Origin of the sequence: Streptomyces iconiensis, assembly GCF_028657195.3 — a bacterium.
GTDB lineage: Bacteria > Actinomycetota > Actinomycetes > Streptomycetales > Streptomycetaceae > Streptomyces > Streptomyces iconiensis.
Genome location: NZ_JANCPR020000042.1, coordinates 35,788 through 59,026, shown reverse-complemented (window position 1 = coordinate 59,026; position 23,239 = coordinate 35,788). Strand labels below are relative to the sequence as shown.

Below are 23,239 nucleotides of genomic sequence, written 5' to 3'. Positions count from 1 at the left end.
GCGGGGCCACGGGGTCACGGGGCCGCACGGCCCAGAGGCTCACGGTCAGCCCCGGGCCCGGCCCCCGGCACTCCGGCACGCGTGGGCGCCGCTCGCCGCTCAGAAGGCGAGCAGCGCCCACGCGCCGCCCATCACCAGCACCCCGGCCAGCCCCATCCCCACCGCCGTACGCCGCATCCGCAGGCCGCCCGCCACCACCAGCGACGCCAGCAGCAGCGCGCCGCCCAACGGCACCCAGGCATAAAGAATCCCGGCAGGCCCCGTCCTCACGACGTGGTCCGTACCGGGCTTCACCGCGACATCCAGCGTCTCGCCCCTCCCCCCGGAGACGGATCTCGCCAGCAGCACCTTCTCGGGCGCCGACGGCCCAGCGGGTCTGAACGTGCCCTCGCACTCGTCGTCACCGCACGTACGCACGGTCACCGTGCCCCGCTCCTTGCCCGTCATCGCGGGCCCCGCCGTCCCCCACGACGTCCACACCCCCGCCACCACCAGCACCAGCGCGATCAGCGCCATCAACCCCGTACGTGCCAGCAGCAGAACGCCGTACGCGCTCTCGCCCAAGCGGCGCGTACGGCTGCGTTTCGTACTTGTGCGGGTCCTGGGCGACATGGCGGCGATCCTTGGCCACGGAACGGCAGCCGGTCAACCTCTGAATCCCGCTTGTGTGCTTAGGAGTTGTATGCGCTCTGCGTCCGCTCCAGCCCGTCCACCAGAAGTGACTCAACGGAATCGGCCGCGCGGTCGACCAGATAGCCGAGCTCCTTGCGCTCCACCGTGGAGAAGTCCTTCAGCACGTAATCGGCCACCTGCATACGGCCCGGAGGGCGGCCCACACCGAAACGGACCCGGTGGTAGTCGGGACCGAGGGCCCTGGTGAGGGACTTGAGGCCGTTGTGGCCGTTGTCGCCACCACCCAGCTTCAGGCGCAGAGCACCGTAGTCGATGTCCAGTTCGTCGTGCACGGCCACCAGGCGCTCCACGGGAATCCCGTAGAAATCCAGCAGGGCCTTCACCGGGCCGCCCGAGACATTCATGAAAGACATCGGCTTCGCCAGCACCACCCGGTGACCTGAGACACCCGGAACCCCGATCCGGCCCTCCAGCACCTGGGCGCGGGCCGCCTTGTGCGTCTTGAACCTCGCGCCCATACGCGACGCGAGAAGGTCGGCGACCATGAAGCCGACATTGTGCCGGTTACCGGCATAACCGGGACCCGGGTTACCGAGCCCCGCGACGAGCCACACATCCTGGCCGGCCGACATGTCAGAATCCTCCGGTTCATCGGACACCGGGCGCCAGGCAGGCCACGACGACCCACCCGGCGCCCGGGAACAGCGAAAACAGCGTGCCGGCAACGGCAGGACGCTGCGGAGTACGGACCTACTCGGCCGCGCCCTCGGTACCGGCCGACTCGCCCTCACCCTCGGCAGCCGGCTCCTCCGCCTGCGCGGACAGGATCTGGACGACCGTCTCGTCGCCGTCGATCGCCAGCGACGTGCCCGTGGGCAGCTTGATGTCCTTCGCGGCGATCTGGTCGCCCGCGACCAGACCCTCGACCGAAACGGTCACGCTCTCCGGAATGTGCGTGGCCTCGGCCTCGACAGGCAGCGCGTTGTACACGTGCTCCACCAGGTGCTGGCCAGGGCCCAGCTCGCCGTCGACGTGGATCGGCACATCCACGTTGACCTTCTCGCCCTTGATCACCGTCAGCAGGTCGATGTGGACCAGGAAGCCACGGATCGCCTCACGCTGCACGGCCTTCGGGATGACCAGCTCGCGCTTGCCCTCGACATCCAGGTTGATCAGAACGTTCGAGTTCTTCAGCGCCATCATCATGTCGTAGCTCGGAAGCACGACATGGACGGGCTCGGCACCGTGGCCGTAGATGACCGCCGGAACCTTCTCCACCGCGCGCAGACGGCGCGAAGCGCCCTTGCCGAACTCGGTACGGATAGTGGCGGAAACGTTGACTTCAGCCATGACGGCGCTCCTCGTAGACGAAAGCGGAACAGAAACATGCGATGCCACTCGGTCCCGACGGACCTGCTACGGAGAGCGCGCGTCGATAACGGAACCCCCGAGCCTGAAAACGGCTCCGGCCTCCCTCGCCGAGCGACTCGCAGAGTCTACTCGTCAAGAGAGGCCGGTCGGAAATCGATCAGCGTGCCGATCGCACCACGCCGCCGTACGCCGTACCTACGCCTGCTCGTCGAACAGGCTGGTCACCGAGCCGTCCTCGAACACCTCACGCACCGCGCGGGCGATCGTCGGCGCCATCGACAGCACCGTGATCTTGTCCAGCTCCAGCTCACCCGGAGTCGGCAGCGTATTCGTGAACACGAACTCGCTCACCTTCGAATTCTTCAGACGGTCGGCCGCAGGACCCGACAGCACACCGTGCGTCGCCGTCACGATGACGTCCTCGGCACCGTTCGCGAACAGCGCGTCCGCCGCGGCACAGATCGTGCCACCCGTGTCGATCATGTCGTCGACCAGGACACACACGCGGCCCTCCACCACACCGACGACCTCATGCACGGTCACCTGGTTCGCCACATCCGGATCACGCCGCTTGTGCACGATCGCCAGCGGAGCACCCAGCCGGTCCGCCCAGCGGTCCGCCACCCGCACCCGGCCCGCGTCAGGAGACACGATCGTCAGCTTGTCCCGGTCCACCTTCGCGCCCACATAGTCCGCCAGCAGCGGCAGCGCGAACAAATGGTCCACAGGGCCGTCGAAGAACCCCTGGATCTGATCCGTGTGCAGATCCACGGTCAGGATGCGGTCAGCACCCGCCGTCTGGAACAGATCCGCCACCAAACGCGCCGAGATGGGTTCACGGCCCCGATGCTTCTTGTCCTGCCGCGCGTAACCGTAGAACGGCACGATGACAGTGATGCTCCGCGCGGACGCACGCTTCAGCGCATCGATCATGATGAGCTGCTCCATGACCCACTTGTTGATGGGAGCCGTGTGGCTCTGCATCAAAAAGCAGTCAGCGCCCCGCGCCGACTCCTGGAAACGGACGTAGATCTCGCCGTTGGCGAAGTCGAAAGCCTTGGTCGGGACCACGCCGATACCGAGCTGCTTCGCGACCTCTTCGGCGAGTTCGGGGTGGGCGCGGCCGGAGAAGAGCATGAGCTTCTTCTCGCCGGTCGTCTTGATCCCGGTCACTGCTGTTGTCTCCCTGTGTGGTGCGCCGCACAGCGGCTCGTCGGCGGCTCAGCGGCTCGTCGGGTTTCGGCCTGGTGGCCAGTCCGGCTCACCCCAACCGTACGCCTGGTCTCATACGACCGTGTACCCGGTCAACCGTTCCCCGGTGCCGCCCCACCGGGCGTTCCGGACTCCCCGCCCTCACCCTCAGTGGCCTCCGCCGCCTGCGCTGCCTGCGCCGCCGCACTGCCCGGACGCTTCCTCGCCACCCAGCCCGCGATGTTCCGCTGCTGGCCACGCGCCACCGCGAGCGAACCAGGCGGCACATCCTTCGTGATCACAGAACCGGCAGCCGTATAAGCACCGTCACCGACCGTGACAGGCGCCACAAACATGTTGTCCGCACCCGTACGGCAGTGGGACCCCACCGTCGTGCGGTGCTTGGCCTCACCGTCGTAGTTGACGAAAACACTGGCCGCACCGATGTTGCTGTGCTCACCGATCTCCGCATCACCCACATACGACAGATGCGGAACCTTCGTCCCCTCACCGATCTCCGAGTTCTTCATCTCCACGAAGCTGCCCGCCTTCACCCCGGCGCCCAGCCGCGTACCCGGACGCAGATACGTGTACGGACCGACAGAGGCACCCGCACCGATCTCCACACCCTTCGTGACGCTGTTGCTCACCGCCGCACCCTCACCGACCCGGGTGTCCGTGAGCCGCGAATTCGGGCCCACCTCACAACCGCCGGCGAGATGAGTGGCGCCCAGCAACTGCGAGTTGGGATGCACCATCGCATCCGGCTCATACGTCACACCCACGTCGAACCACGTCGTCGCCGGATCCACGACGGTGACACCCGCGAGCATCGCGTCCTCCACCAGCCTCGCGTTGAGCATCCCGCGCGCCTCGGACAACTGCACCCGGTTGTTGATCCCCGCGATCTCCCGGTGATCCGCCGCGACCGAAGCACCCACCCGATGCCCCGCCTCCCGCAGAATGCCGAGCACGTCCGTCAGATACTCCTCGCCCTGGCTGTTGTCCGTACGGACCTTGCCCAGCGCCTCCGTCAGCAGTCGCGCGTCGAACGCGAACACCCCCGAGTTGATCTCCCGGATCGCACGCTGCGCCTCGCTCGCGTCCTTGTGCTCGACGATCCCCGTCACCGCGCCGCCGTCGGCACGCGCACGCACGATCCGCCCGTAACCCGTCGCGTCGGGCACCTCGGCCGTCAGCACCGTCACGGCGTTGCCATCCGCCACATGCGTCTCGGCCAGCCGCTGGAGCGTGCCGCCCGTCAGCAGCGGGGTGTCACCGCACGTCACCAGGACGGTGCCGTCGAGCGCGACCCCGCTCCCCGACAGCTCCTCCAGGCCCATGCGGACGGCGTGCCCCGTCCCGTTCTGTTCGTACTGGATCGCGGTACGGGCCTCGCCCGCGCTCTCCGCGAGATGCGCGGTGACCTTCTCCCGCGCGTGCCCGACGACCACGACCAGATGCTCGGGATCGACGGCCCGCGCGGCGTTCACGACGTGACCGACCAAGGATCGGCCGCAGATCTCGTGCAGGACCTTCGGTGTCGCCGACTTCATGCGGGTGCCCTCACCCGCTGCGAGAACGACGACGGCTGCCGGGCGATTGGCGCTCACGGGGGTGCCCTTCGGCTTCGGGGGTGGGGTGCTGCTCGCAGAATACCGGGGGGTTTTCGCCCGGACATGAGCGCGGGTCCTGACCTGCGCGGTCAGGACCCGAATTGAGGTTCTGAGTGCTGTGAGCTCCCGGGGAGGGATTCGAACCCCCATCGACGGCACCAAAAACCGCTGACTTGCCCTTAGTCGACCCGGGATTACCCTTACGTCCGATTTGCCTCTTCGGCTGATCGGGCACCACATACTATGCCGTACCACCAGCCCTCGATGCGACGGTAAAGCTCGGCGCCTTGCAGGACGCGGACGGTCAGGCAGCCACGGTAGTCGTCTCCTACATTCTTGCGGGCGGTCTTGGGGTTGTGCTTCTTCAGGACCGTCTTCATCAGGGCACTCCTCGGCACCCCGGCGAGGTCTGCCCAGTAGTTCTCGGCAGCTTCCACGTCAGCGGACTCGTGGATCATGACGTGGAAGCGCCGGCGTTTGCTCTCCACCTCCAGCAGGTCCAGCCAGGCGAGATGGAGCCTGATCATGTCCGGGTCGCTGTTGACGAAGCTGACGTTCTCGGAGCGCCGATACGGCTTGCTCTTGGTCCCCTCAGCCCAGTACAGCCCCACCCCGATCAGGAACAGCTCGCGGTCGCTGACGGTGCCGATCTCGGCGGTCGCTGCGGACCTCGTGCGGTGGCGTTGCTCGTCGCGGAGTTCGAGCGTGCGCTCCCAGCCGCGGCGGGCGATGGCGGAGGCTTCCTCGGGGGTGCGGGGCGCGGGTTTCGGGAGGTCGCGGACCCAGAGGGAGATCGAGCTCTTGGAGACGCCGAGTTCCAGTTCGATCTGGTCGTAGGTCATGCCCGCGCGGCGCAGTTCGCGGGCTCGGGCGCGCTGGTCGTCCTTGGCGTTGGGGCGGCGGGTCCAGGCGGGGGCCGGCTCGCCGGTGACGAGGCGGTTGAGGAGGTCGTTGTTGCGGACTCCGAGGCGGTCGCGGATCTGGCGGCGGCTGAGGCCCTCGCGGCGGAGGGCCACGGCCTGGGCGCGTAGGTGTTCGTAGGTTTCGCTCATGGGGGCGAGTCTTCGGGGCGGGTCCGTACCGGTGTGGGGGAAGTCCTGTTCGTTCAGCAGATCGGGTGGGCGAACCCTCGTTTCCCTGCGGGGAGGAGCCCGCATGGGCAAGTGGCACGGAATGAGGGATTCCGTGGGTCTGGGGCCCGGGGTTCAGGCGCCCATGCTGAGGCCGCCGTCGACGGGGAGGACGGCGCCGGTGATGTAGCCGGCGGACTCGCCCGTGAGCAGGAGGGCGGCTGCGGTGAGGTCGTCGCAGGTTCCGATGCGGGGGACGGGGAGTGCGGCGGTGAGTTCCTCGCGGTGCCGGGGGCTGAGGTCGGCGGTCATGTCGGTGTCGATGAGGCCGGGTGCCAGGGTGTTGACGGTGACGCCGCGGCGGCCGAACTCCCGGGCGAGTGAGCGGGCCATGCCGACAAGGCCCGCCTTGCTGGCCGCGTAGTTGGCCTGTCCCGCGTTGCCTGTCAGGCCCGTGACGGAGCCGACGAACAGGATGCGGCCCCAGCGTCCGCGCAGCATGCGGGGTGCGGCGCGGGCGGCGCAGCGGTAGGCGCCGGTGAGGTTGGTGTCGAGGACGGCGGTGAACTGGTCCTCGGTCATGCCGATGAGGGGCCGGTCGTGCACGATTCCCGCCGAGGCGACCAGGATCTCGACGGTTCCGAGTTCCTCCTCGGTCCTGCGGAAGGCGTCGTCGATGTCGGCGGCCGAGGTGACGTCGCACCGCACGGGGTGGAGGCCGGTGGCGTCCTTCGGGGGCGAGTCACGGTATGTGACTGCTACTTGGTGGCCTGAGTCGGCGAGTGACTGGGCTATCGCCCTGCCTATGCCTCGATTTCCACCTGTGACAAGAGCGGTTCGTGCCGGGGTCATGACTGAACGATACTAGACTTGACTAAAGTTGACTCCTTGCTAGGGGGATCCCCATGACCCGTTCAGGAAGACTCCTCGACCCGGCGGAGGCGCCCGGCGCCGTCGGCATCACGCACCGCGTACTGAGCACGGCCGACGCGCTGCACGGCCTCGGCGTCCGCTCCTCGGACCGGGTGCTGATCCAGGGCGACAACTCGGCGCCCTACCTCGTCACCCTTCTGGCGCTGATGCGCCTGGGCACCTCGCTCGTGCCCGTCGACCACCGCCAGACCGTCCCCGCCGACCTGGAGCTGTCCGCGCGCCAGGCAGGTGCGGGCTGGCTGCTGACCAGTGGTGCGGTGGCGGATCTGCCCGGCGTCAAGACCGTCGACTACCGCGCGCTGCCCACCACCGACGCCGGGGCCGGTGCGGGAGCGGCACGGGGCGCCGGGGCCGACGCTCAGCTCGACCTCTCGGAGTGGTTCGCGCGCGACGACGCCGTGATCCTCTGGTCCTCGGGAACGACCGGGCGCCCCAAGGGAGTCGTCAGGTCGGGCCGGGCCGTGCGCGGCAACACGCTGCGCACGATCGAGGCGATGGGCTACGGCCCCGACGACGTACTCGCGCCGCTGCTGCCCTTCTCGCACCAGTACGGGCTGTCCGTCGTCCTGCTGTGGTGGATGGCGGGCTGCACGCTCCTGGTGACCCCGTATCAGCACATCGGTACCGCGGTGGAGCAGGCGGCCGAGTACGGGGCGACGGCCGTGGACGCGGCGCCCGTGACGTACCACACGCTGCTCGGGGTGCTGCGCCGCCGCCCCGCGCTGCGCGGGCCTCTCGCGAACGTGCGGATCTGGGGCGTGGGCGGTGCGCCGCTGGCAGCGCCGCTCGCGCGCGAGTTCGAGGAGACGCTGGGCAGGCCGCTGCTCGACGGCTACGGGATGACGGAGCTGGGCAACATCGCGCTGGCCACGCCCGGCGACCCGGTGCACTGCGGGCGTCCGCTGCCCGGTGTCCGGGTGCGCGTCGTCCGGGACGGAGCGGAGGCCGTCCCGGGGGAGAGCGGGCATGTCGAGGTCAGCTCGCCGGATCTGATGGAGGGGTACCTCCTGCCTGACGGCACGCTCGATCCGGCGCCGGCGGGGGAGTGGTACGCGACGGGTGACCTGGGTCTGCTGGATGCCGGGGGCAGGCTGACGGTGCTGGGGCGGGACCGCGCGGTCGACCGTATGGGGTTCACGCTGTATCCCGAGCGGCTGGAGCGCAAGGCGGAGGCGTGCGGGCGCGGTGTCAAGGTCGTCGCCGTGGAGGACGAACGGCGCGGCCACTCGCTGCACTTCGTCGTCGAGGACCCCGGGGGTGGGCTGCCGGAGGAGTGGCGGGCGCGGATCGTGGCGCATCTGGCGGAGTACGAGTGGCCCAACACGGTGCATGTCGTACGGGAGTTCCCGACGCGGGGGCCGGGGAAGGTCGATGTGGCGGCGCTTCGGGCGCTGCTCGGCTGAGGCCGGGCCCCGGTTGAGGGGCGGGGGCTGGGGCGGGGAGCCGGCGGGGTCCCGGCCCAGCCCCCGCCCCATCCCGCCCGGCACGGCGTGCGGCGCGTCACGCGTGAGGTGGGCCCGCGCATGGCGGAGGGCCGGGTGCGGGAGTCGTGGCCATCCCGTGTCCCGGCCCTCCTGTCGTGGTGCCCGCTCGCCACAGGACCCCGCGTGACAGGGCCCCGCGTGGTGCCCGCTCGCACAGGAGCGCGCGTCCGTGTGGTGCTCGCGCCTCACGTGCCGCGCGGTACCAGTTTCAGCGGCAGCTCCGGGTATCCGCGCAGCGCGGTGAGCCAACTGCGGGGCTGGGCGGGCCCGTTCGCGTGGACGATGTCCTCGAACCGTTCCAGGAGCCGGGGGAAGGCGATCTGCGCCTCCATCCGGGCCAGCGCGGCGCCGAGGCAGAAGTGCGCCCCGGCGCCGAACGTCAGCGAGGAGCCCTCGGACCTGCCGGGTACGAAGCTCTCCGGGTCGTCGAACCGCCTGGGGTCGCGGTTCCCGCTGGCGAGCAGCGCGATCACATAGGTGCCCTCGCCGACGGGCTCGCCGCCCAGTTCGGTGTCGGTTCCGGCCCAGCGTGAGGCGATCTGGACGGGCGGGTCGAAGCGCAGCATCTCCTCGATCCACGCGTCGATGCCGTCCGGTTCGGCCCGCAGCCGCGCCAGCAGCTCGGGCCGTTCCAGGAGCGCGACGAGTCCGTTGCCGATCAGGTTGCTCGTCGTCTCGTATCCGGCGGAGTACAACAGGACGAGGTTGGCGAGCAGTTCGCGTTCGCTGAGCCGGTCCCCGTCCTCGTCGCGTGCCTTGATGAGCGTGCTGAGCATGTCGTCGCGCGGTGCCGCGCGGCGGTCGGCCGCCAGCTTGCCCAGCCTGTCCCACAGTTCCCGCATGGCGGTGTCGCTCGCGGCGAGGTACGGCTCTGACAGGTCGCGTTCGATGGCGGCCGTCACCGTCTCGACCCGGGGGCCGAACCAGGCGCGTTCGTTCTCGGGGATGCCGAGCAGTTCGCCGATGACGGTCACCGGGAGCGGCAGCGCGAAGCGGGACATCAGGTCGACGGGTCCCTCGGCTGCCTCGGCCTGCATGCCGTCGAGGAGCTGGTCGACGAGGCGTTCGACGGCGGGCCTGAGCCCGGCGACACGGCGGGGTGTGAACGCCTTGCTGACCAGCCTGCGCAGCCGTTCGTGGTGCGGCGAGTTCTTGTTGACCATCTCGCCCATGAGGGAGACGACGGTGATGTTGTCCTTGCGCTCCGGGAGCGTACGGGCGACGAAGTCCTCGTCCTCGACGCGGAAGGTGGAGTCGCGCAGCACCCTGTCGCACTCGGTGAACCGGCTGACGATGACGGTGCCTTCGGGGGTGCGGTAGACGGGTGCCTCGTCCCGCAGCAGCGCGTAGAGCGGGTACGGGTCGGGGCAGCCGCGCGGGTCGAACAGGGTGAGTACGGCCCTGCGCAGCTCGGCGGCCGTGGCCGTCACGCCGCGGCGCCCAGTTGGCTCTCGACCTTGTCCACGATGTCGCCGACGGTGCGCAGGCTCTTCAGCTCGTCGTCGGGCAGGCTGATCGAGAAGACCTTCTCGATGGAGACGATGATCTCGATCATCGCGAGTGAGTCGACGTCGAGTTCGGCGAGTGTCTTCTCGTAGGCCACGTCGGAGGGTTCGACGTCGGCGACCTCGTTGAGGATGTCGGCGAGCGAGGAGACGATCGATTCCCGTGTCATGAGTGTGTGTTCCTCTCGGTTCCGTTGTCTTCGGTGGTGTGTGCCGGGGTGCCGGCGGGCGCGTTCTTGGTGGCGAGGCCGACGACGTGGTCGCCGAAGCTGCGCTCGATGCCGACCTGGCGCAGCTGGCGGTGCAGGCTGGCGATGCTGAGGTCGTGCAGGGACAGTCCGCGGGGTCCTTCGGCGGTGCCGCCGCCTTCGCCGATGCGCAGGGCGATGGGGCCCGCCTGTTCGACGATGTCGCGGATGTCGTCGCCGTATCCCTCGGCCACGCCCTGGCGCAGCGCGTGCAGGCCGTAGCTGACGTGGCGTGACTCGTCCCTGCACATGGCGGTGAAGCCGGCCTTGACGCCGGAGAGCAGCGGGATGTCGTAGAGCGCGTTGATGATGGCGCGCTGGCCGACGAGTGCGAGGACGCCCTCGGTGATGAGGTGGAAGAGGGCGACGGCGCGCAGCCAGCGGCGGTAGTCGGAGGGGTGTTCCTGGAGGTCGCGGATGACCTCGGTCTCCAGCCTGCTGAGGTCGCGGTGCGGCGGGGTCACCATGTTCCACGCCTGGACCAGCATGCGCTGCGGGTCGGGGTCCAGGCCGAGCAGTTCCTCGCCCAGGCGCAGCATCAGGCGGGTGTGGCGGGTCTCGTCGGCGACCTGGGTGCCGAGGTAGAGGTGGCCCTCTTCGTCGGGTGCGCCGGTGAGGATGGGCGCGAGCAGGTCGAGCCCGGTGTACTCGCCGATGATGAAGGTGGCGATGGCCTCTTCCACGAGCTTGCGGGCGTCTGTGGGCAGCCGGCGCTCGAAGTCTTCGCGGTCGGGGCCCAGTTCGATGGCCTGGGCCGACCACTGCTGGTCCTCCCAGCGCTCGTAGAGCGCCTTGGGGTGCGGCTTCTGCTCGGTGACGAGGTCCGCGTGGCGCAGTACGTCCGCCACCGGGAGCCGGGGCATCTCGCTCAGCGACGCGTCATCGAGCAGCAAGGTACTCCAACGACCCATGTCAATGCTCCATTACCAGCACGGGGTCTATATGACTGTTCATGACACTGACTCAACCGCACTATTGCCGGTTCGTCAATCTAAGATGGGGAGGGCGGCAGCGGTTGGTCGAAAGATGTCGGGTCAAGTTTCTTGACTATGATGTTGCGACCGTGTCAGGCTCTGGTTGTCCCCGCCGACGGAGCTGAGAACAGGAGGAACGTCATGCAGAACGCCAACGGCCCCCGCGTGGTGGTCACCGGCTGCGGGCTGATCTCTCCGCTCGGCTCCGGTGTCACCGACTTCTGGGCGGCGGCCACAGCGGGCCGCAGCGGCATCGACCGCATCTCGCGGTTCGGCACCGACGCGCTGCCCGTCAGGTTCGCCGGCGAGATCAAGGAGTTCGACGCGCGGGCCTACATGCCCAACAAGTTCGCCCGCAGGATCGACAGGCACGCCCAGTTCGCCATCGCGGCGGCGCAGCAGGCGGTCGACCAGGCGGGGCTCAAGGTGGATGAGGAACTGGCGCCGCGTACGGCGGTGCTGGTCGGATCCGGCTACGGCGCCGGGCAGTTCACCCACCAGGCGGTCCTGGACCTGCGCGACCACGGGGTGCGCGGCATGACCCCGTACCTCGCCTCCGGCGGCGGGCTCGACAGCTCCTCCACCGAGATCGCCACCCGGTTCGGCACCCGCGGCCTGTCGGCCGGTGTCGCCACCGCCTGCGCCACGGGTTCGACCTGTATCGGCGACGGCATGCGGCTGATCCGGCACGGATACGCCGATGTCGTCATCGCGGGCGGCGCCGACGACGCGGTCAACCCGGTCGATGTCGCGGCAGCCGCCAACGCCGGGGCTCTCTCCCGCCAGGAGGGGCCTGCCTCGTCCCGCCCGTTCGACAAGGACAGGGACGGCTTCGTCATCGCCTCGGGCGCCGGCGTCGTGGTCCTCGAATCCGCCGGACACGCCCGCAGGCGCGGTGCCGTCCCGCTCGCCGAGATCGCCGGATACGGGGCGACGACCGACGCGTTCCACGCCACGCAGCCGCACCCCGAAGGGCTCGGCGCCCGCGAGGCGATGGCGGGCGCGCTGGCCGACGCGGGGATCACACCCGCGGACGTCGACTACATCTGCGCACACGGTACGAGCACCCGGCTCAACGATGCCGTGGAGAGCCGCGCCATCCGCACCGTCTTCGGCGACCTGGCACCCCGCGTGCCCATCAGCTCCCTCAAGTCGATGACCGGCCACATGATCGGCGCCGCGGGCGCCGTGGAGGCCATCGCCTCCATCCAGGCCATCCGCACGGGAATCCTCCCGCCGACCGTCAACTGCGACGAACCCGAGGACACCGGCCTGGACTTCGTCCCGCACACCGCGCGCCACCGCTCCACCCGCACGGTGCTCAGCAACTCCTTCGGCTTCGGCGGGCACAACGCCGTACTGGTCATCCGGGCTGCCGACGCCGCCACCGGTACGGACGCTGCCGGCGCCGGTACGGGAACGGAGGTGCGGCGATGAGCGAGAGACCACCCGCCGAGCCCTACTGCCACGCCGACCCCGTCTTCTACGACCTGCCCGCCGGGGACAGCGCGAGCGAGTTCGCGCAGACCCGCGCCGAGGCCGCCGAGGGCTGGCGCCGCCGCGAGAACGACGTATGGATCGTGCACGTGCCCGAGGACCACCGCATGGCGGACCAGGGCTGGAAGATCCACATATCCGGCACCCCCGCCAACGCACGCCGGCTCGTCGGGACGGCCTGGGAGTACTGCGTACGGCACCGCGTCCCGTTCAAGTTCCTGCGCGGAACCGACGTACTGACGGCCCACAGCCTCAAGTACGCGCCCCGCTCCTCCAGCGGCAAGCTCGTCACGCTCTACCCCGAACCCGACCGGCTGCACGAGACCCTGACCGCGCTCGGCCAGCGGCTCAAGGGCGAAGAGGGCCCCTACATCCTCACCGACCTGCGCTGGGAGGACGGACCTCTCTACGTGCGGTACGGCGGCTTCAGGACCCGGTGGTGCCCCGACGACGACGGCACACCCGTACACGCCGTCGAACGCCCCGACGGCACCCTCGTACCCGACAGGCGCAGGCCCGTCTTCGAGGTACCCGACTGGGTCGAGGTGCCCGGCTTCCTCGCCCGGCAGCGCGCGGCGCACGAGGAGGAGAGCTCGGCGGCCGACTTCCCGTACCGCATCGAGAGTGCCCTGCACTTCTCCAACGGCGGCGGCGTCTACGCGGGGCGCGACAGCGCGGGACGCGAGACCGTGCTGAAGGAGGCCCGCCCGCACGCGGGGCTCGACGGCACAGGCGCCGACGCCGTGGCACGCCTCCAGCGGGAACGGCGGGCGCTGGAGCGCCTCGCCGGACTGCCGGGCATACCGGAGCTGTACGAGTACCGCACGGTGTGGGAGCACCACTTCCTCGCCGTGCGGAAGATGCCGGGCGAGACGCTCCAGACCTGGCTCGCCGCGCACTACCCGCTCACCCACCACGCGCCCGGCGAGAGCGCGACGGCCGCCTACGCCCGGCGCGCGCTGGCCCTCGTCGAGAAGATCGCCGGCATCGTCGCCGGTGTGCACGCCCGCGGCATGTCCTTCGGCGACCTGCACCCCGGCAACATCCTGGTGCACTCCGGCTCCGGGGCAGGAGAGGCAGGGGAGGGGGAGGAAGACACCGTCTCCCTGGTCGACTTCGAGCTGGCCGACGACGCGGACTCCCCGGCACGCAAGGGCCTGGGCAACCCCGGGTTCGCCGAACCGGACACCACCGGCACCGAGGCGGACCTCCAGGCGCTGGAAGCCCTGCGGATCTGGCTGCTCCTCCCGCTCACCAACCTGCGCGAGCTGGACCCCGACCGGCTCGCACAGCAGGCCCGTACCGCCGAGGAACGCTTCGCGCTGCCCGCAGGAACGCTGGGCGCACGGCTCGCACCCCCGTCCCGCCAGACCCCCGAACCGCTGCGCACACCCCGCACCGTCACCGCCGCGAGCGGCTGGCCCGAGCTGCGCGACTCCCTCGCACGGGGCATCGAACTGGCCGCCACACCCGAGCGCGAGGACCGGCTCTTCCCCGGCGACGTACGGCAGTTCACCGCCGACGGCCTCACCTTCGCGCACGGCGCTGCCGGTGTCCTCTGGGCCCTGCGCACCACGGGCGCCGGGCACAGCCCCGAGCACGAGGACTGGCTGCTGCGGGCCGCCGTACGGGAGCGGCCCGAGCGGGCCGGCTTCTACGACGGGGCGCACGGAGTCGCGTACGTACTGGAGGAGTTCGGGCACCGTGCGGCGGCGGAAGAGCTGATCGACGCAGCGCGGCCCGCCACCGGAGCGCTACGGGACGCGAGCCTCGCCAGGGGCATGGCCGGTATCGGCCTGAACCTCCTGCACTTCCACGCCCGTACGGGTACCGCCGCCTACCGCGACGAGGCCACAGCGCTGGCCGGCCGCGTCACCGAAGCCGTCGCCTCGGGCGAGGCCCCGGGCATCCGGGCGCCCCGGGGACACGGCAGCCGCGCCGGACTGCTGCGGGGCTGGAGCGGACCCGCGCTCTTCCTCCTGCGGCTGTACGAGGCCACGGGCCACGCGCCGCACCTGGACAGCGCGTTCCGCGCACTGCACCACGACCTCGACCTGTGCACCGAGGCACCGGACGGCACACTCCAGGCTGACGGCGGCTTCAGGACGCTGCCCTACCTGGAGACGGGGAGCGCCGGCATCGCCCTCGTCGCGGCCGAGGCGCTCGCACACCGCGAGGACGCCAGGCTGCGCACCGCACTCGGCAGGCTGCGCCAGGCACTCAGCGTCGAATTCACCCTGGAACCGCACCTGTTCAGCGGCAGAGCAGGGCTGATCGCCGCGCTCGCCCGGCTGCGGCGCGACGACGCGACGGGTGCGGGAGCCGGAGGGGACGACGCCCAAGACCCCGCGCTGCGCCACCACTTGTCCGCACTGCACTGGCACGCCATGTCCTACCGGGGGCAGCTCGCCTTCCCCGGGGAGCAGCTGCGCAGGCTCTCCATGGACCTGGCCACCGGCAGCGCCGGAATCCTGCTCGCCCTGTCGGCCGCGCTGGACGGCAACCGGGCGCCCCTGCCCTTCCTGGCCCCGGACCGCGCCCCATGAGCCGCGGCCCGGACAACGGACTCCCGCCGCACGTCGTGCGATCGGGTTCTTACGGAAAACCGGAGAGGAGGAAAACCACTATGTCGCAGATCCTGGACCTTCAGGGCCTGGAGGCTCCCGCCGAGGAGACCACCCGCCTGGTCAGCTCCGTCAGCAACGGCTGCTGACGCCCCGCGCTGGTGCCCCGTCCGATGCCGGGCGGGGCACCAGCCGGTCCCGGCACCGGCCAATGGGGAACGGCTCCGTGACGGGACGGCCCGACGAACAGCGGCACGAGCGGCCCCGCACAAAGCGCCAAGGGCGGCCCCAGCAACAGCTTCACGAACAGTTACAGCAACAGCTTCACCGGAGAAGAGGGGGACGGCCGATGAGTGGCCTGCTTGAGGGGAAGAGGCTGGTCATCACCGGTGTCATCACCCCGCGCTCCATCGCCTACGCCGTCGCCCGCGCCGCGCAGCGCGAGGGCGCCGAGATCGTGCTGACCGCGTACGGCAGGCCCAGCCTCGTACGCAGGCTGGCCGAGGGACTGCCGCAGCCGGCGCCCGTCGTCGACCTCGACGTCACCGACGAGGACCACCTCGCGACCCTCGCCGACCGGCTCGGCGAGCACACCGACCGCGTCGACGGCGTGCTGCACGCCATCGCGTACGCGCCGCCCAGCTGCCTGGACAAGGGGTTCCCGCACGCGCCCTGGCCCGATGTGGCCACGGCCATGCACACCTCCGTCTACTCCCTCACCGCCCTCGCCACCGCCTGCCGCCCGCTGCTGCGGGAGGGCTCCTCGATCGTCGGGCTCGGCTTCGACGGAAGCCGCACCTGGCCGGGGTACGGCTGGATGGGCGTGGCCAAGGCGGGCCTCGAAGCCTGCGCCCGCTACCTCGCACGCGAGCTGGGGCCCGAGCGCGTCCGCGTCAACCTCGTCGCCGCGGGACCGCTGCGCACGCTCGCCGCCGCGCACATCGACGACAACGGGCCCGCGTTCGAAGCGGGTTGGCACGCGCGCTCGCCGCTCGGCTGGGACCCGGACGACACCGGGCCCGTCGCCCGCACCTGCCTCGCCCTGCTGTCCGACTGGCTGCCCGTCACCACCGGGCAGATCGTGCACGCGGACGGCGGGCGCCATATGACCGGAGACTGACTGTGCGACACCTGGGACCCGCGTTCGGACCCGACATCACCTTTCTCGGCGTGCCCCGCCTCGACCTCGGCGACCCGTCCCAGGACGCGGGGGTCGTCATCCTCGGTGCGCCCTTCGACGGCGGCACCTCCTACCGCGCGGGGGCACGCTTCGGCCCCTCGGCGCTGCGCCAGGCGTGCTACATGCCGCACAACGGCACTCGTCGCAGCCTCGCCCTGGGCGTCGACGCGCTCACCGAGCTGCGGGTGCACGACGCGGGTGACCTCCCCTGCTACTCGGGAGAGATCGAGCAGAGCATCCAGCTGATCGAACGGTCCGTCCGCATGACCGCCTCCTCCGGCGCCATCCCCGTCGTCCTGGGCGGCGACCACACCATCGCGCTGGCCGACATGCGCGGTATCGCCGCACACCACGGCTTCGGGCGGATCGGGATGCTCCACTTCGACGCGCACCCCGACACCGGAGGCGAGGAGCGCGGCGGACCGCTGTACGGGCACGGCAAACCGATGCGGCAGCTGATCGAGTCGGGCGCCGTACGCGGCGACCGCTTCATCCAGTTCGGGCTGCGCGGGTACTGGCCGGGCCCCGAGACGCTGCGCTGGATGGCGGAGCGCGGCATGCGCTCGTACGAGATGAGCGAGATCGGGGCGCGCGGCCTGGGCGCCTGCCTCACCGAAGCGTTCGGCCTGGCCATGGACGACTGCGACGGGGTTTTCCTCTCCGTCGACATCGACGTCGTCGACCCCGGTCACGCGCCGGGCACCGGCACCCCCGAGCCGGGCGGCCTGACCGCACGCGAGCTGCTGGACGCCGTCCGGCGCGCCGCGTACGAACTGCCCGTGGTCGGCCTGGAGGTGGTGGAGGTCGCGCCGCCCTACGACCACGCCGACATCACCGCGATCCTGGGCAGCAGGGTCGTACTCGAAGCGCTCTCCGGCATCGCACGCCGCCGCCTCGACACGGCCGAGGGCCGCTGGGACCCGGCCGTCCCCCTCCTCCAGCGCGACCTCAACCGCTGAACCCCGCGCCTCGCGCGCCGCGTTGACCGGCGTCGGCGCGAAGAAGCCGCGCCGCGCGGGGCGCGGCGCGGCTTCGACGGGGAGCTGTTCGGCCTCGACGGGCCGTTCGACGGGCCGTCCAACCTGCGGTTCAACGGCCGTCCAACGGGCGTCCAACGAGGGTGCCCTACGGGCGTCCTACGGGCCGTCCAGCTCCAACGGGCCGTTCAGGACGGTTTCTTCGCCCGGGGCCAGATGGTGTAGGACCAGGAGACGAGGGCGTCGATGACCCAGATGATGAGCCAGATACGGCCCGCCGTCGTCGCCCAGCCGGTGTGCTCCTCGGGCACGTCGCCCTCGGTCAGCTTCCAGTAGACCCAGTTCTGTTCGAAGAAATAGAGGGCGGCCTGCGCGATCAGGAACGCGACCGTGTGGATGTACCAGCCCTGCCGTTCCCTCCGGGCACGCTCCTCGGCGGACAGCCCTTCCTCCGCCTTGCGCTTGCTCAGATCCACGCGGGTCTCCTTCTCCTCATTCGTGTCCGGCACGGTGTCCGGCTCCTGTGGGGGTGATGCCGGGGCTTCGGTCCCGGCGGGTCGGGTGCCGGCGGTTCGGGCGCCGGCTGGCGCCTCGTGGGGCGCTTCGACCGGTGGCGTCCCCGCCGGCTCCGGCAGGCCCGTGGCGCGCAGCGCGCGCGGTACGGCGAGGGCGCCGGCCAGGGACAGTACGGCCGCGAGGCCGCACGCAGCGGCCCAGCCGACCGCCTGGTAGAGCCCGCCCATCAGGAGCGGGCCCGCCATGACGCCGACGAGCCGCGCGCTCTCGTACAGGCCCATGCCGCGTCCGACGCTGCCTCCGGAAGCGGCGGCGATGGTGGCCTGTTCGACGGGGATCTGGGCCGCGTAGCACGCTGCGGCCAGCGCCCAGAGGCAGGCGATCACCACAGGTGTCGCCGCGACGGCCAGCCCGCCGGCGAAGAGCGCGGCTGCCGTGAAGGCGAGGACCATCGTGCGGGTGCGGCCCAGCCGTTCCGTGACGTGGTGGGCGTGCTCGGGCACCAGGATGAAGACGATGAAGCCGGGTGCGAAGACCATCGCGATCTCCACCGGTTCCATGCCCAGGTCCTCCTGGAGCCGCAGCAGAAGCAGCATCCACACGCCCGCCTCGGCCGCCGCCGTCAGCGCGGAGACGCCCATCAGAGGGCGCAGGCGCCGCCGGTCCAGCGGCCAGGGTCCCGCGTCCACCTCCGGTTTCGCCTCCGCATCCGGTCCGGCCCCCGGCTCCGTATCCGCTCCGGTCCCGGGCTCGGCCCCCGGCTCCGTGCCCGCTTCGGCCCCGGGCCCGGCCTCTGGGCCCTGCCGTGCGCGTGTGCGCTCGCCGTGCAGTCCGAGCAGGACGGCCGCCGTGGCGCAGGCGGCGGCGCCGACCCAGAACAGCAGGACGTAGCCGCCCTGGTCGAGCAGCGCGAAGGCCACGAGGTAGCCGACGAACGCGCCCTCGCCCTCGGCGGTGAGCAGCTTGCCGTACCCGCTGGAGCGCAGCCCGTCGCCCTCGCTCGCGGTGCGGGACCCGACCCAGGTGCGCAGGCCGACCCAGAACAGCGCGCCGCCGCAGCCGCCGAGCGCGGCGGCTGCGAACGCGACCGGGTAGCCGGTGGCGAGCGCGTACCCGGCGAAGGAGGCGGCGTAGAGCACGGCGCCAGCGGCGGCGACATGGCGCGGGTCGAAGCGGTCGGAGGCGCGGCCGGCCAGCGGGCGCACCACGAGCGAGAGCACGGACTCGACGGCGATGAGCGCGCCGATGACCGTGGCGCTCGCACCGAGCGAGGAACCTGCCCACAACGGCAGCAGGAAGTCCAGGACTTCGGAGGGTGCCGAGGCCAGCGTCGCCGCGCTCAGTACCCGCTTGCCCGCGGGGTCGCTCAGCGGCTTGGTCCCGGCCTTCACCCCGCCCCTCCGGGAGCCAGCGCCATCTTGGGCGTGATCAGCTCGGTGGGGAAGGACTTGTTGGTGATGCGCGCGAACATGTTCCGGGGACCCGGAATCCACACGCGGGCTGCCCCGGCGGTGTGCAGGCCGCGCAGGATGGTCTCCCAGTGGACGGGCGTGGTCCAGCCGTCCAGCAGGTCCTGCTTGATGTCCTCACCCTCGGTCAGCAGCCTGCCGTCCACATCGGAGACGACGGGTATTCGGGCCTGCTTCCAGGGGAAGGCGCCGTAGACCTCGTCGTGCAGGCGGGTGCGCAGCCCGGCGACGGCGGTGCAGTGCTCGGCGCGGTTCATGGTGTAGAAGGCGATGCCGCCCTCCTCCTTGACCCGCCTGGTGAACTCGGTGAGCGTGCGCTGGGAGGCCGAGACGGCGTGCACCTCTTCGTCGAGTACGACGCAGATCTCCGCCCACTCGCCGCGCGCGTGCACCTCCTCGACCAGCTTGGTGACCGTGTCGTAGGGCAGTTTGTGGAAGAAGTGGCAGCCGACGGGCTCGTCGAGGGAGGCGAAGTAGCCGTCCTCGACGGGCACGCTGCGGCGGACCAGCTGGAGCGCCTCGGGGTAGCTCAGGGCCCCCGCCCACACGGCCGCCATGAAGGCGCCGAAGCTCTGGCCGCCGCAGACTCCCGCGTGCACACCGCGCTCTTCGCTCGCCCAGTCGGCGAGCGCGAGGGAGACCGCCATGAAGCCGGCCTCGAAGACTTCCCAGTCGTAGATGTCGGCGGTGCGGTACGCGTCCGCCAGGTGGTACCCGAGTACGTCGTCGGCTGTGGCGAAACGGCGTATGGCGTGTTCGCTGTTCTCTACGAAGGGTCTGATGCGGCTGTAGGGAGTCGGAATCAGCCCAGGGAAGAAGAGCGCTTCTGTCATCGGTCGTAGTCACCCTCGTTTTTGTCGCGCGTGGGGAAGTCACCCGCGGGCTGGTCGACCCCGGGCGGAGTGTCCTCCAGCCCCACGCTCACTTCGACGATCGCGGACGTGCCGCTTTCGCACAGCCGCCATGCTTCCAGCAAGGCGGGGTCCAGGCCATCGAGTCGATCAACTCGGCGGTGTCCGAGGCCGTTCGCGCGTGCGATCCCCTCGGTCCCCGTGCCCAGGGCCGAGGTGAAGGCGAACCGTGAACCGGCGCCGGAGACCCGGTCCAGGTTCGACTGGAGCCATCCGTAACCCCCGTTGTCGAGGACGACGTACAGCACGGGCGCCGACGAGGCGGCCAGCGTGGGCAGTTCGGCCCGCATCAGATGGAAGGCGCCGTCCCCGACCAGCGCGGCGACGGGCCGCCCCGGTGCCGCGAGCGCGGCGCCCATGGCGGCGGCTGCGCCGAAGCCCAGCGGCGTCTGCTCGCTGGGAACCAGGGACCCCGCCTCCCGCCCGACGGTCCAGTGCGGGAAGAAGTACGACCACATGTCCTGCAGCCCGTTCTCCTGCACCAGGATCCGGTCCCCGGGCAGCGTCCTGTCGAGCGAGGCCAGCACCTGGGAGACCGGTACGGTTCCCTCGCGCACGGTCAGCAGCGCGGCGCCCGTACGTGCGGCGGCGCCCTCGGCCAGCCCCTGCCGCACGGCCCGCACGCGCCCACGCCAGCCGTCGCTGTCCCCGTCCCGGACTCCGTCCCCGGCTCCGTCCCGGACTCCGTCACCGTCCCCGGCTCCGTCACCGGCCGCCTCCGCCTTCCCGGGCCCCCGCTCCGGAAGGGCGTGCAGCCAGCCTTCGACGGTGTGCGCGACATCGGCCAGCACATGGTGCCCGTGCCCGTCCGTGACCACGCTCTCCTCGCCCAACGTGACCTGGACGACCGTCGGTTGGCGGTCCTGGCCGCCCTGGCCGCGCGGGGGCCAGCCGAAGGTCGCGGTCTCCTCCAGGCGGCTGCCCAGCGCGAGGACCAGATCGCAGTCCTGCCACAGCGTGTCCGCCGGCGGCACGCAGTACAGGCCGGAGACCCCGCAGCTGAGCGGGTGGTTCTCGTCGACGCTGCCGCGCCCCGAAGCGGTGGTGAAGATGCCGGCGCCGATCCGTTCGGCCAGCAGCTCGACGGCGTGCCCCGCACCGCTGTGCCGTGCGCCGCCGCCGACGAGGAGCAGCGGGCGGCGGGCCCGCGCGATGACCCCTGCCGTCTCCGCGAGCACCGCGGGATCGGGTGCGGGGCGCTGCCGCGTCGCGGGGCGCCACGCGGTACGGGGCACGGGTGACTGCGCGAGCTGTTCGGCGACCTCCACGTACACGGGCCCCGGGGTGCCGTTGACGGCGACGGCGGCGGCCTTGTCGAGCAGCCGGGGCAGTTGTTCCGGCAGGTCGGCGCGTGCGGCCCACTTCACGTGCGGGCGTACGGCGGCGAGCTGGTCCACTTCCTGGAAGGCCCCGGTGCCGACCCGGCCGAGCGCGGTGCCCTCGGCGACGAGCAGCACGGGCGCCGCCGCCGAACGTGCCTCCAGCAGTCCGGTGAGCGTGTTCGTCAGCGCGGGGCCCTTGCCGATGACGCAGACGGCGGGGCGCCCTGAGGTGAGCGCGTGGCCCGTCGCCATGAACGCGGCGTTGCGCTGGTCCCGGCAGAGCACGACGGGCAGCGCGGACTTCTCCAGCGCCGCCAGCGGCCCCATGTCGTCGCCCGGCAGCCCGAAGACGGCGCTCACGCCCAGGTGGTGGAGGTGGTCGGCGACGGCGTCCCAGGCGGTCGGGTACGCGTCGTCACCGGCGTCGGCGTGGGTGTCGGCGCTCACCGTGCACCTGCTTCCGGGGCGTGTTCGGCGACGGCCTTGGAGACGAGGAGGGGCTCGGCCCACATCTCGTGCCCGTCGGTGACGTAGTTGGCCATCCGGCCGTGGCCGCCGAAGGGCGCGTTGCCGTCGTCGATGGACAGCAGGCTGGTGTTGACGGTCACGGTGGTCCTGCGGGACAGCGCGGCGGCCAGTTCGGGCGCGTCACCGTAGACGCTGGAGCCCATGGCCTTCTCGGTGAACTGCCCGGTGGTGAGCGTGGCGGCCAGCCGGTGCGGGTCGCGGTAGGGCACGACGTGGAAGACCGGCGCGAAGAACTCGGGTACCTGGGTGCGCGCCGTGACCTCCTCGCCGACCACGATGGTCGGCTCCATACGGCTCTCGCCCAGGTCGACCCGGCCGCCGTGCACGATGCGCTGCCGGTTGCGGGCGAGGAACTGGATGGCCTCCTCCATGGCCCCGTCGTAGACCAGCGGGCCGTAGTCGGCCTCGGGGTCGTCGTAGGAGCCGTAGCGCAGCAGCGCGAGTTCGTCGAGCAGCGCGGCGGTGAAGCCGGCCATGAGGTCCTCGTGCACGCAGAACAGGTCGGGGCCCAGGCAGTCCTGGCCCGAGTTGTGCACACGGATGGTGACGGCGTCGCGCGCGGTGTGCGCGAGGTCGGCGCCGGGGTGGACGACGAACGGGTTGACGCCGCCGCCGAAGTAGAGGAGGAGCTGTCCGGGGAAGAGCTGGGAGCGGATCTGTTCGGCGTTGTGGTACGCGCCGGTGAAGATGACCGCGTCGGCCGAGTGCACGTGGTCGCGGAGGAACGCGCGCTGGCTGACGCCGGTCAGGTCGACGGGCAGCCCGTGCACCGGCGCGAGGATCTCGTGCAGCCGCGCCGTCTGGGAGCCGACGCGGCTGGAGGGGCGGAAGGCGACGCGCGAGGAGTACAGGGAGGGGACGAGCAGGTACAGGACGTAGGAGTAGAGCAGGACGTTGGACGGCATGTAGACGGCGAGCTGGTCGAGTTGCCGCGGCCGGTACTTGTCCACCTCGGCCTGCGCGCCGTCGAGCGTGGCGATGGCGGCCTCGATCTCGTACCCGGCCGCGCGGTGGGTGGAGATCTCACACAGCACCCTGCGTACGGGCTCGGGATCGTTCGCCAGGTGCTCCCTGACAGCGCGCAGGGCGGCCGTACGCCGGGCCTCGCTTCCTGCGTGTCTGTAGGACGCGACGGTTGTCATGGGTTCCCCCAGTCGAGAGCGGTGGAGTCGAGACGAACTGTCAGCCTCACTCGCGTGTCATGTTCTGTCAATGTTAGTCAAGTTGAACGATGTGAGGCGCGTGCGGGG

19 protein-coding genes and 1 tRNA gene are annotated in these 23,239 nt (G+C 71.0%); 5 read left to right on the top strand and 15 right to left on the bottom strand.

The window, feature by feature from the left end; translation table 11 throughout:
- Nucleotides 1–99 precede the first annotated feature (99 nt).
- The 8 genes from NMN56_RS32390 to fabG form a co-directional block, all read right to left on the bottom strand.
- The gene (locus tag NMN56_RS32390; RefSeq protein WP_274046821.1) at nt 100–612 is read right to left on the bottom strand and encodes a hypothetical protein; all 513 of its coding nucleotides are present in this window, start codon (nt 610–612) and stop codon (nt 100–102) included.
- 59 nt (nt 613–671) lie between these two features.
- Entirely contained in the window at nt 672–1,265 is a 594-nt protein-coding gene (gene pth / locus NMN56_RS32385) for an aminoacyl-tRNA hydrolase (protein WP_274046820.1), read from the bottom strand.
- 118 nt (nt 1,266–1,383) lie between these two features.
- On the bottom strand, nt 1,384–1,983 hold the full coding sequence (locus NMN56_RS32380) for a 50S ribosomal protein L25/general stress protein Ctc (protein ID WP_274046819.1): 600 nt from the start codon (nt 1,981–1,983) through the stop codon (nt 1,384–1,386).
- Between the two features lie 216 nt (nt 1,984–2,199).
- Nucleotides 2,200–3,177 (bottom strand): ribose-phosphate diphosphokinase, encoded by a 978-nt coding sequence (locus tag NMN56_RS32375; RefSeq protein ID WP_274046818.1) that lies wholly within the window; start codon nt 3,175–3,177, stop codon nt 2,200–2,202.
- Nucleotides 3,178–3,308: 131 nt separating this feature from the next.
- On the bottom strand, nt 3,309–4,808 hold the full coding sequence (glmU, locus tag NMN56_RS32370; protein ID WP_274046817.1) for a bifunctional UDP-N-acetylglucosamine diphosphorylase/glucosamine-1-phosphate N-acetyltransferase GlmU: 1,500 nt from the start codon (nt 4,806–4,808) through the stop codon (nt 3,309–3,311).
- 126 nt (nt 4,809–4,934) lie between these two features.
- Nucleotides 4,935–5,005 (bottom strand) — tRNA-Gln (locus tag NMN56_RS32365).
- Between the two features lie 6 nt (nt 5,006–5,011).
- Complete coding sequence (locus tag NMN56_RS32360) at nt 5,012–5,863, bottom strand: hypothetical protein (protein ID WP_274046815.1); 852 nt, start codon at nt 5,861–5,863, stop codon at nt 5,012–5,014.
- A 153-nt stretch (nt 5,864–6,016) separates the two neighbouring features.
- A complete protein-coding gene (fabG, locus tag NMN56_RS32355; protein ID WP_274046814.1) occupies nt 6,017–6,733 on the bottom strand; it encodes a 3-oxoacyl-ACP reductase FabG in 717 nt (238 codons plus the stop codon).
- Nucleotides 6,734–6,786: 53 nt separating this feature from the next.
- Here fabG and NMN56_RS32350 point away from each other — a divergent pair, with 53 nt between their 5' ends.
- Nucleotides 6,787–8,217, top strand: a complete 1,431-nt coding sequence (locus tag NMN56_RS32350; RefSeq protein WP_274046813.1) for a class I adenylate-forming enzyme family protein — start codon at nt 6,787–6,789, stop codon at nt 8,215–8,217.
- A 266-nt stretch (nt 8,218–8,483) separates the two neighbouring features.
- On the opposite strand, the gene NMN56_RS32345 is transcribed toward NMN56_RS32350, so the two are convergent.
- From NMN56_RS32345 to NMN56_RS32335, 3 genes are read right to left on the bottom strand one after another with little or no spacing between them, the layout of a single operon-like run.
- Nucleotides 8,484–9,728, bottom strand: a complete 1,245-nt coding sequence (locus NMN56_RS32345; protein WP_274046812.1) for a cytochrome P450 — start codon at nt 9,726–9,728, stop codon at nt 8,484–8,486.
- Nucleotides 9,725–9,973 carry an acyl carrier protein gene (locus tag NMN56_RS32340; protein ID WP_274046811.1) on the bottom strand — a complete coding sequence of 83 codons (249 nt, stop codon included), beginning with the start codon at nt 9,971–9,973 and terminating at the stop codon, nt 9,725–9,727. Before NMN56_RS32340 ends, NMN56_RS32345 begins: the two co-directional genes overlap by 4 nt.
- Complete coding sequence (locus tag NMN56_RS32335; RefSeq protein WP_274046810.1) at nt 9,970–10,962, bottom strand: ribonucleotide-diphosphate reductase subunit beta; 993 nt, start codon at nt 10,960–10,962, stop codon at nt 9,970–9,972. Before NMN56_RS32335 ends, NMN56_RS32340 begins: the two co-directional genes overlap by 4 nt.
- Nucleotides 10,963–11,166: 204 nt before the next feature.
- Here NMN56_RS32335 and NMN56_RS32330 point away from each other — a divergent pair, with 204 nt between their 5' ends.
- The 4 genes from NMN56_RS32330 to speB all read left to right on the top strand — a co-directional run bounded on the left by NMN56_RS32330 (nt 11,167) and on the right by speB (nt 17,225).
- Nucleotides 11,167–12,462: a beta-ketoacyl-[acyl-carrier-protein] synthase family protein gene (locus tag NMN56_RS32330; RefSeq protein WP_274046808.1), complete on the top strand. Its 1,296-nt coding sequence runs from the start codon at nt 11,167–11,169 to the stop codon at nt 12,460–12,462.
- Nucleotides 12,459–15,068, top strand: a complete 2,610-nt coding sequence (lanKC, locus tag NMN56_RS32325) for a class III lanthionine synthetase LanKC (RefSeq protein ID WP_274046807.1) — start codon at nt 12,459–12,461, stop codon at nt 15,066–15,068. The genes NMN56_RS32330 and lanKC overlap by 4 nt, the downstream gene beginning before the upstream one ends.
- Before the next feature lie 367 nt (nt 15,069–15,435).
- On the top strand, nt 15,436–16,206 hold the full coding sequence (fabI, locus tag NMN56_RS32320) for an enoyl-ACP reductase FabI (protein WP_274046806.1): 771 nt from the start codon (nt 15,436–15,438) through the stop codon (nt 16,204–16,206).
- Between the two features lie 2 nt (nt 16,207–16,208).
- Nucleotides 16,209–17,225, top strand: a complete 1,017-nt coding sequence (speB, locus tag NMN56_RS32315) for an agmatinase (RefSeq protein WP_274046805.1) — start codon at nt 16,209–16,211, stop codon at nt 17,223–17,225.
- Between the two features lie 206 nt (nt 17,226–17,431).
- Here the strand turns inward: speB and NMN56_RS32310 are convergent, their stop codons facing one another.
- The 4 genes from NMN56_RS32310 to NMN56_RS32295 are packed head-to-tail and all read right to left on the bottom strand — an operon-like array spanning nt 17,432 to nt 23,131.
- Complete coding sequence (locus NMN56_RS32310; RefSeq protein WP_274046804.1) at nt 17,432–19,150, bottom strand: MFS transporter; 1,719 nt, start codon at nt 19,148–19,150, stop codon at nt 17,432–17,434.
- Nucleotides 19,147–20,061 carry an ACP S-malonyltransferase gene (locus NMN56_RS32305; RefSeq protein WP_274046803.1) on the bottom strand — a complete coding sequence of 305 codons (915 nt, stop codon included), beginning with the start codon at nt 20,059–20,061 and terminating at the stop codon, nt 19,147–19,149. The genes NMN56_RS32310 and NMN56_RS32305 overlap by 4 nt, the downstream gene beginning before the upstream one ends.
- The gene (locus NMN56_RS32300; protein ID WP_274046802.1) at nt 20,058–21,908 is read right to left on the bottom strand and encodes a thiamine pyrophosphate-binding protein; all 1,851 of its coding nucleotides are present in this window, start codon (nt 21,906–21,908) and stop codon (nt 20,058–20,060) included. The genes NMN56_RS32305 and NMN56_RS32300 overlap by 4 nt, the downstream gene beginning before the upstream one ends.
- Entirely contained in the window at nt 21,905–23,131 is a 1,227-nt protein-coding gene (locus NMN56_RS32295; RefSeq protein WP_274046801.1) for an aldehyde dehydrogenase family protein, read from the bottom strand. Before NMN56_RS32295 ends, NMN56_RS32300 begins: the two co-directional genes overlap by 4 nt.
- Between the last annotated feature and the right edge of the window lie 108 nt (nt 23,132–23,239).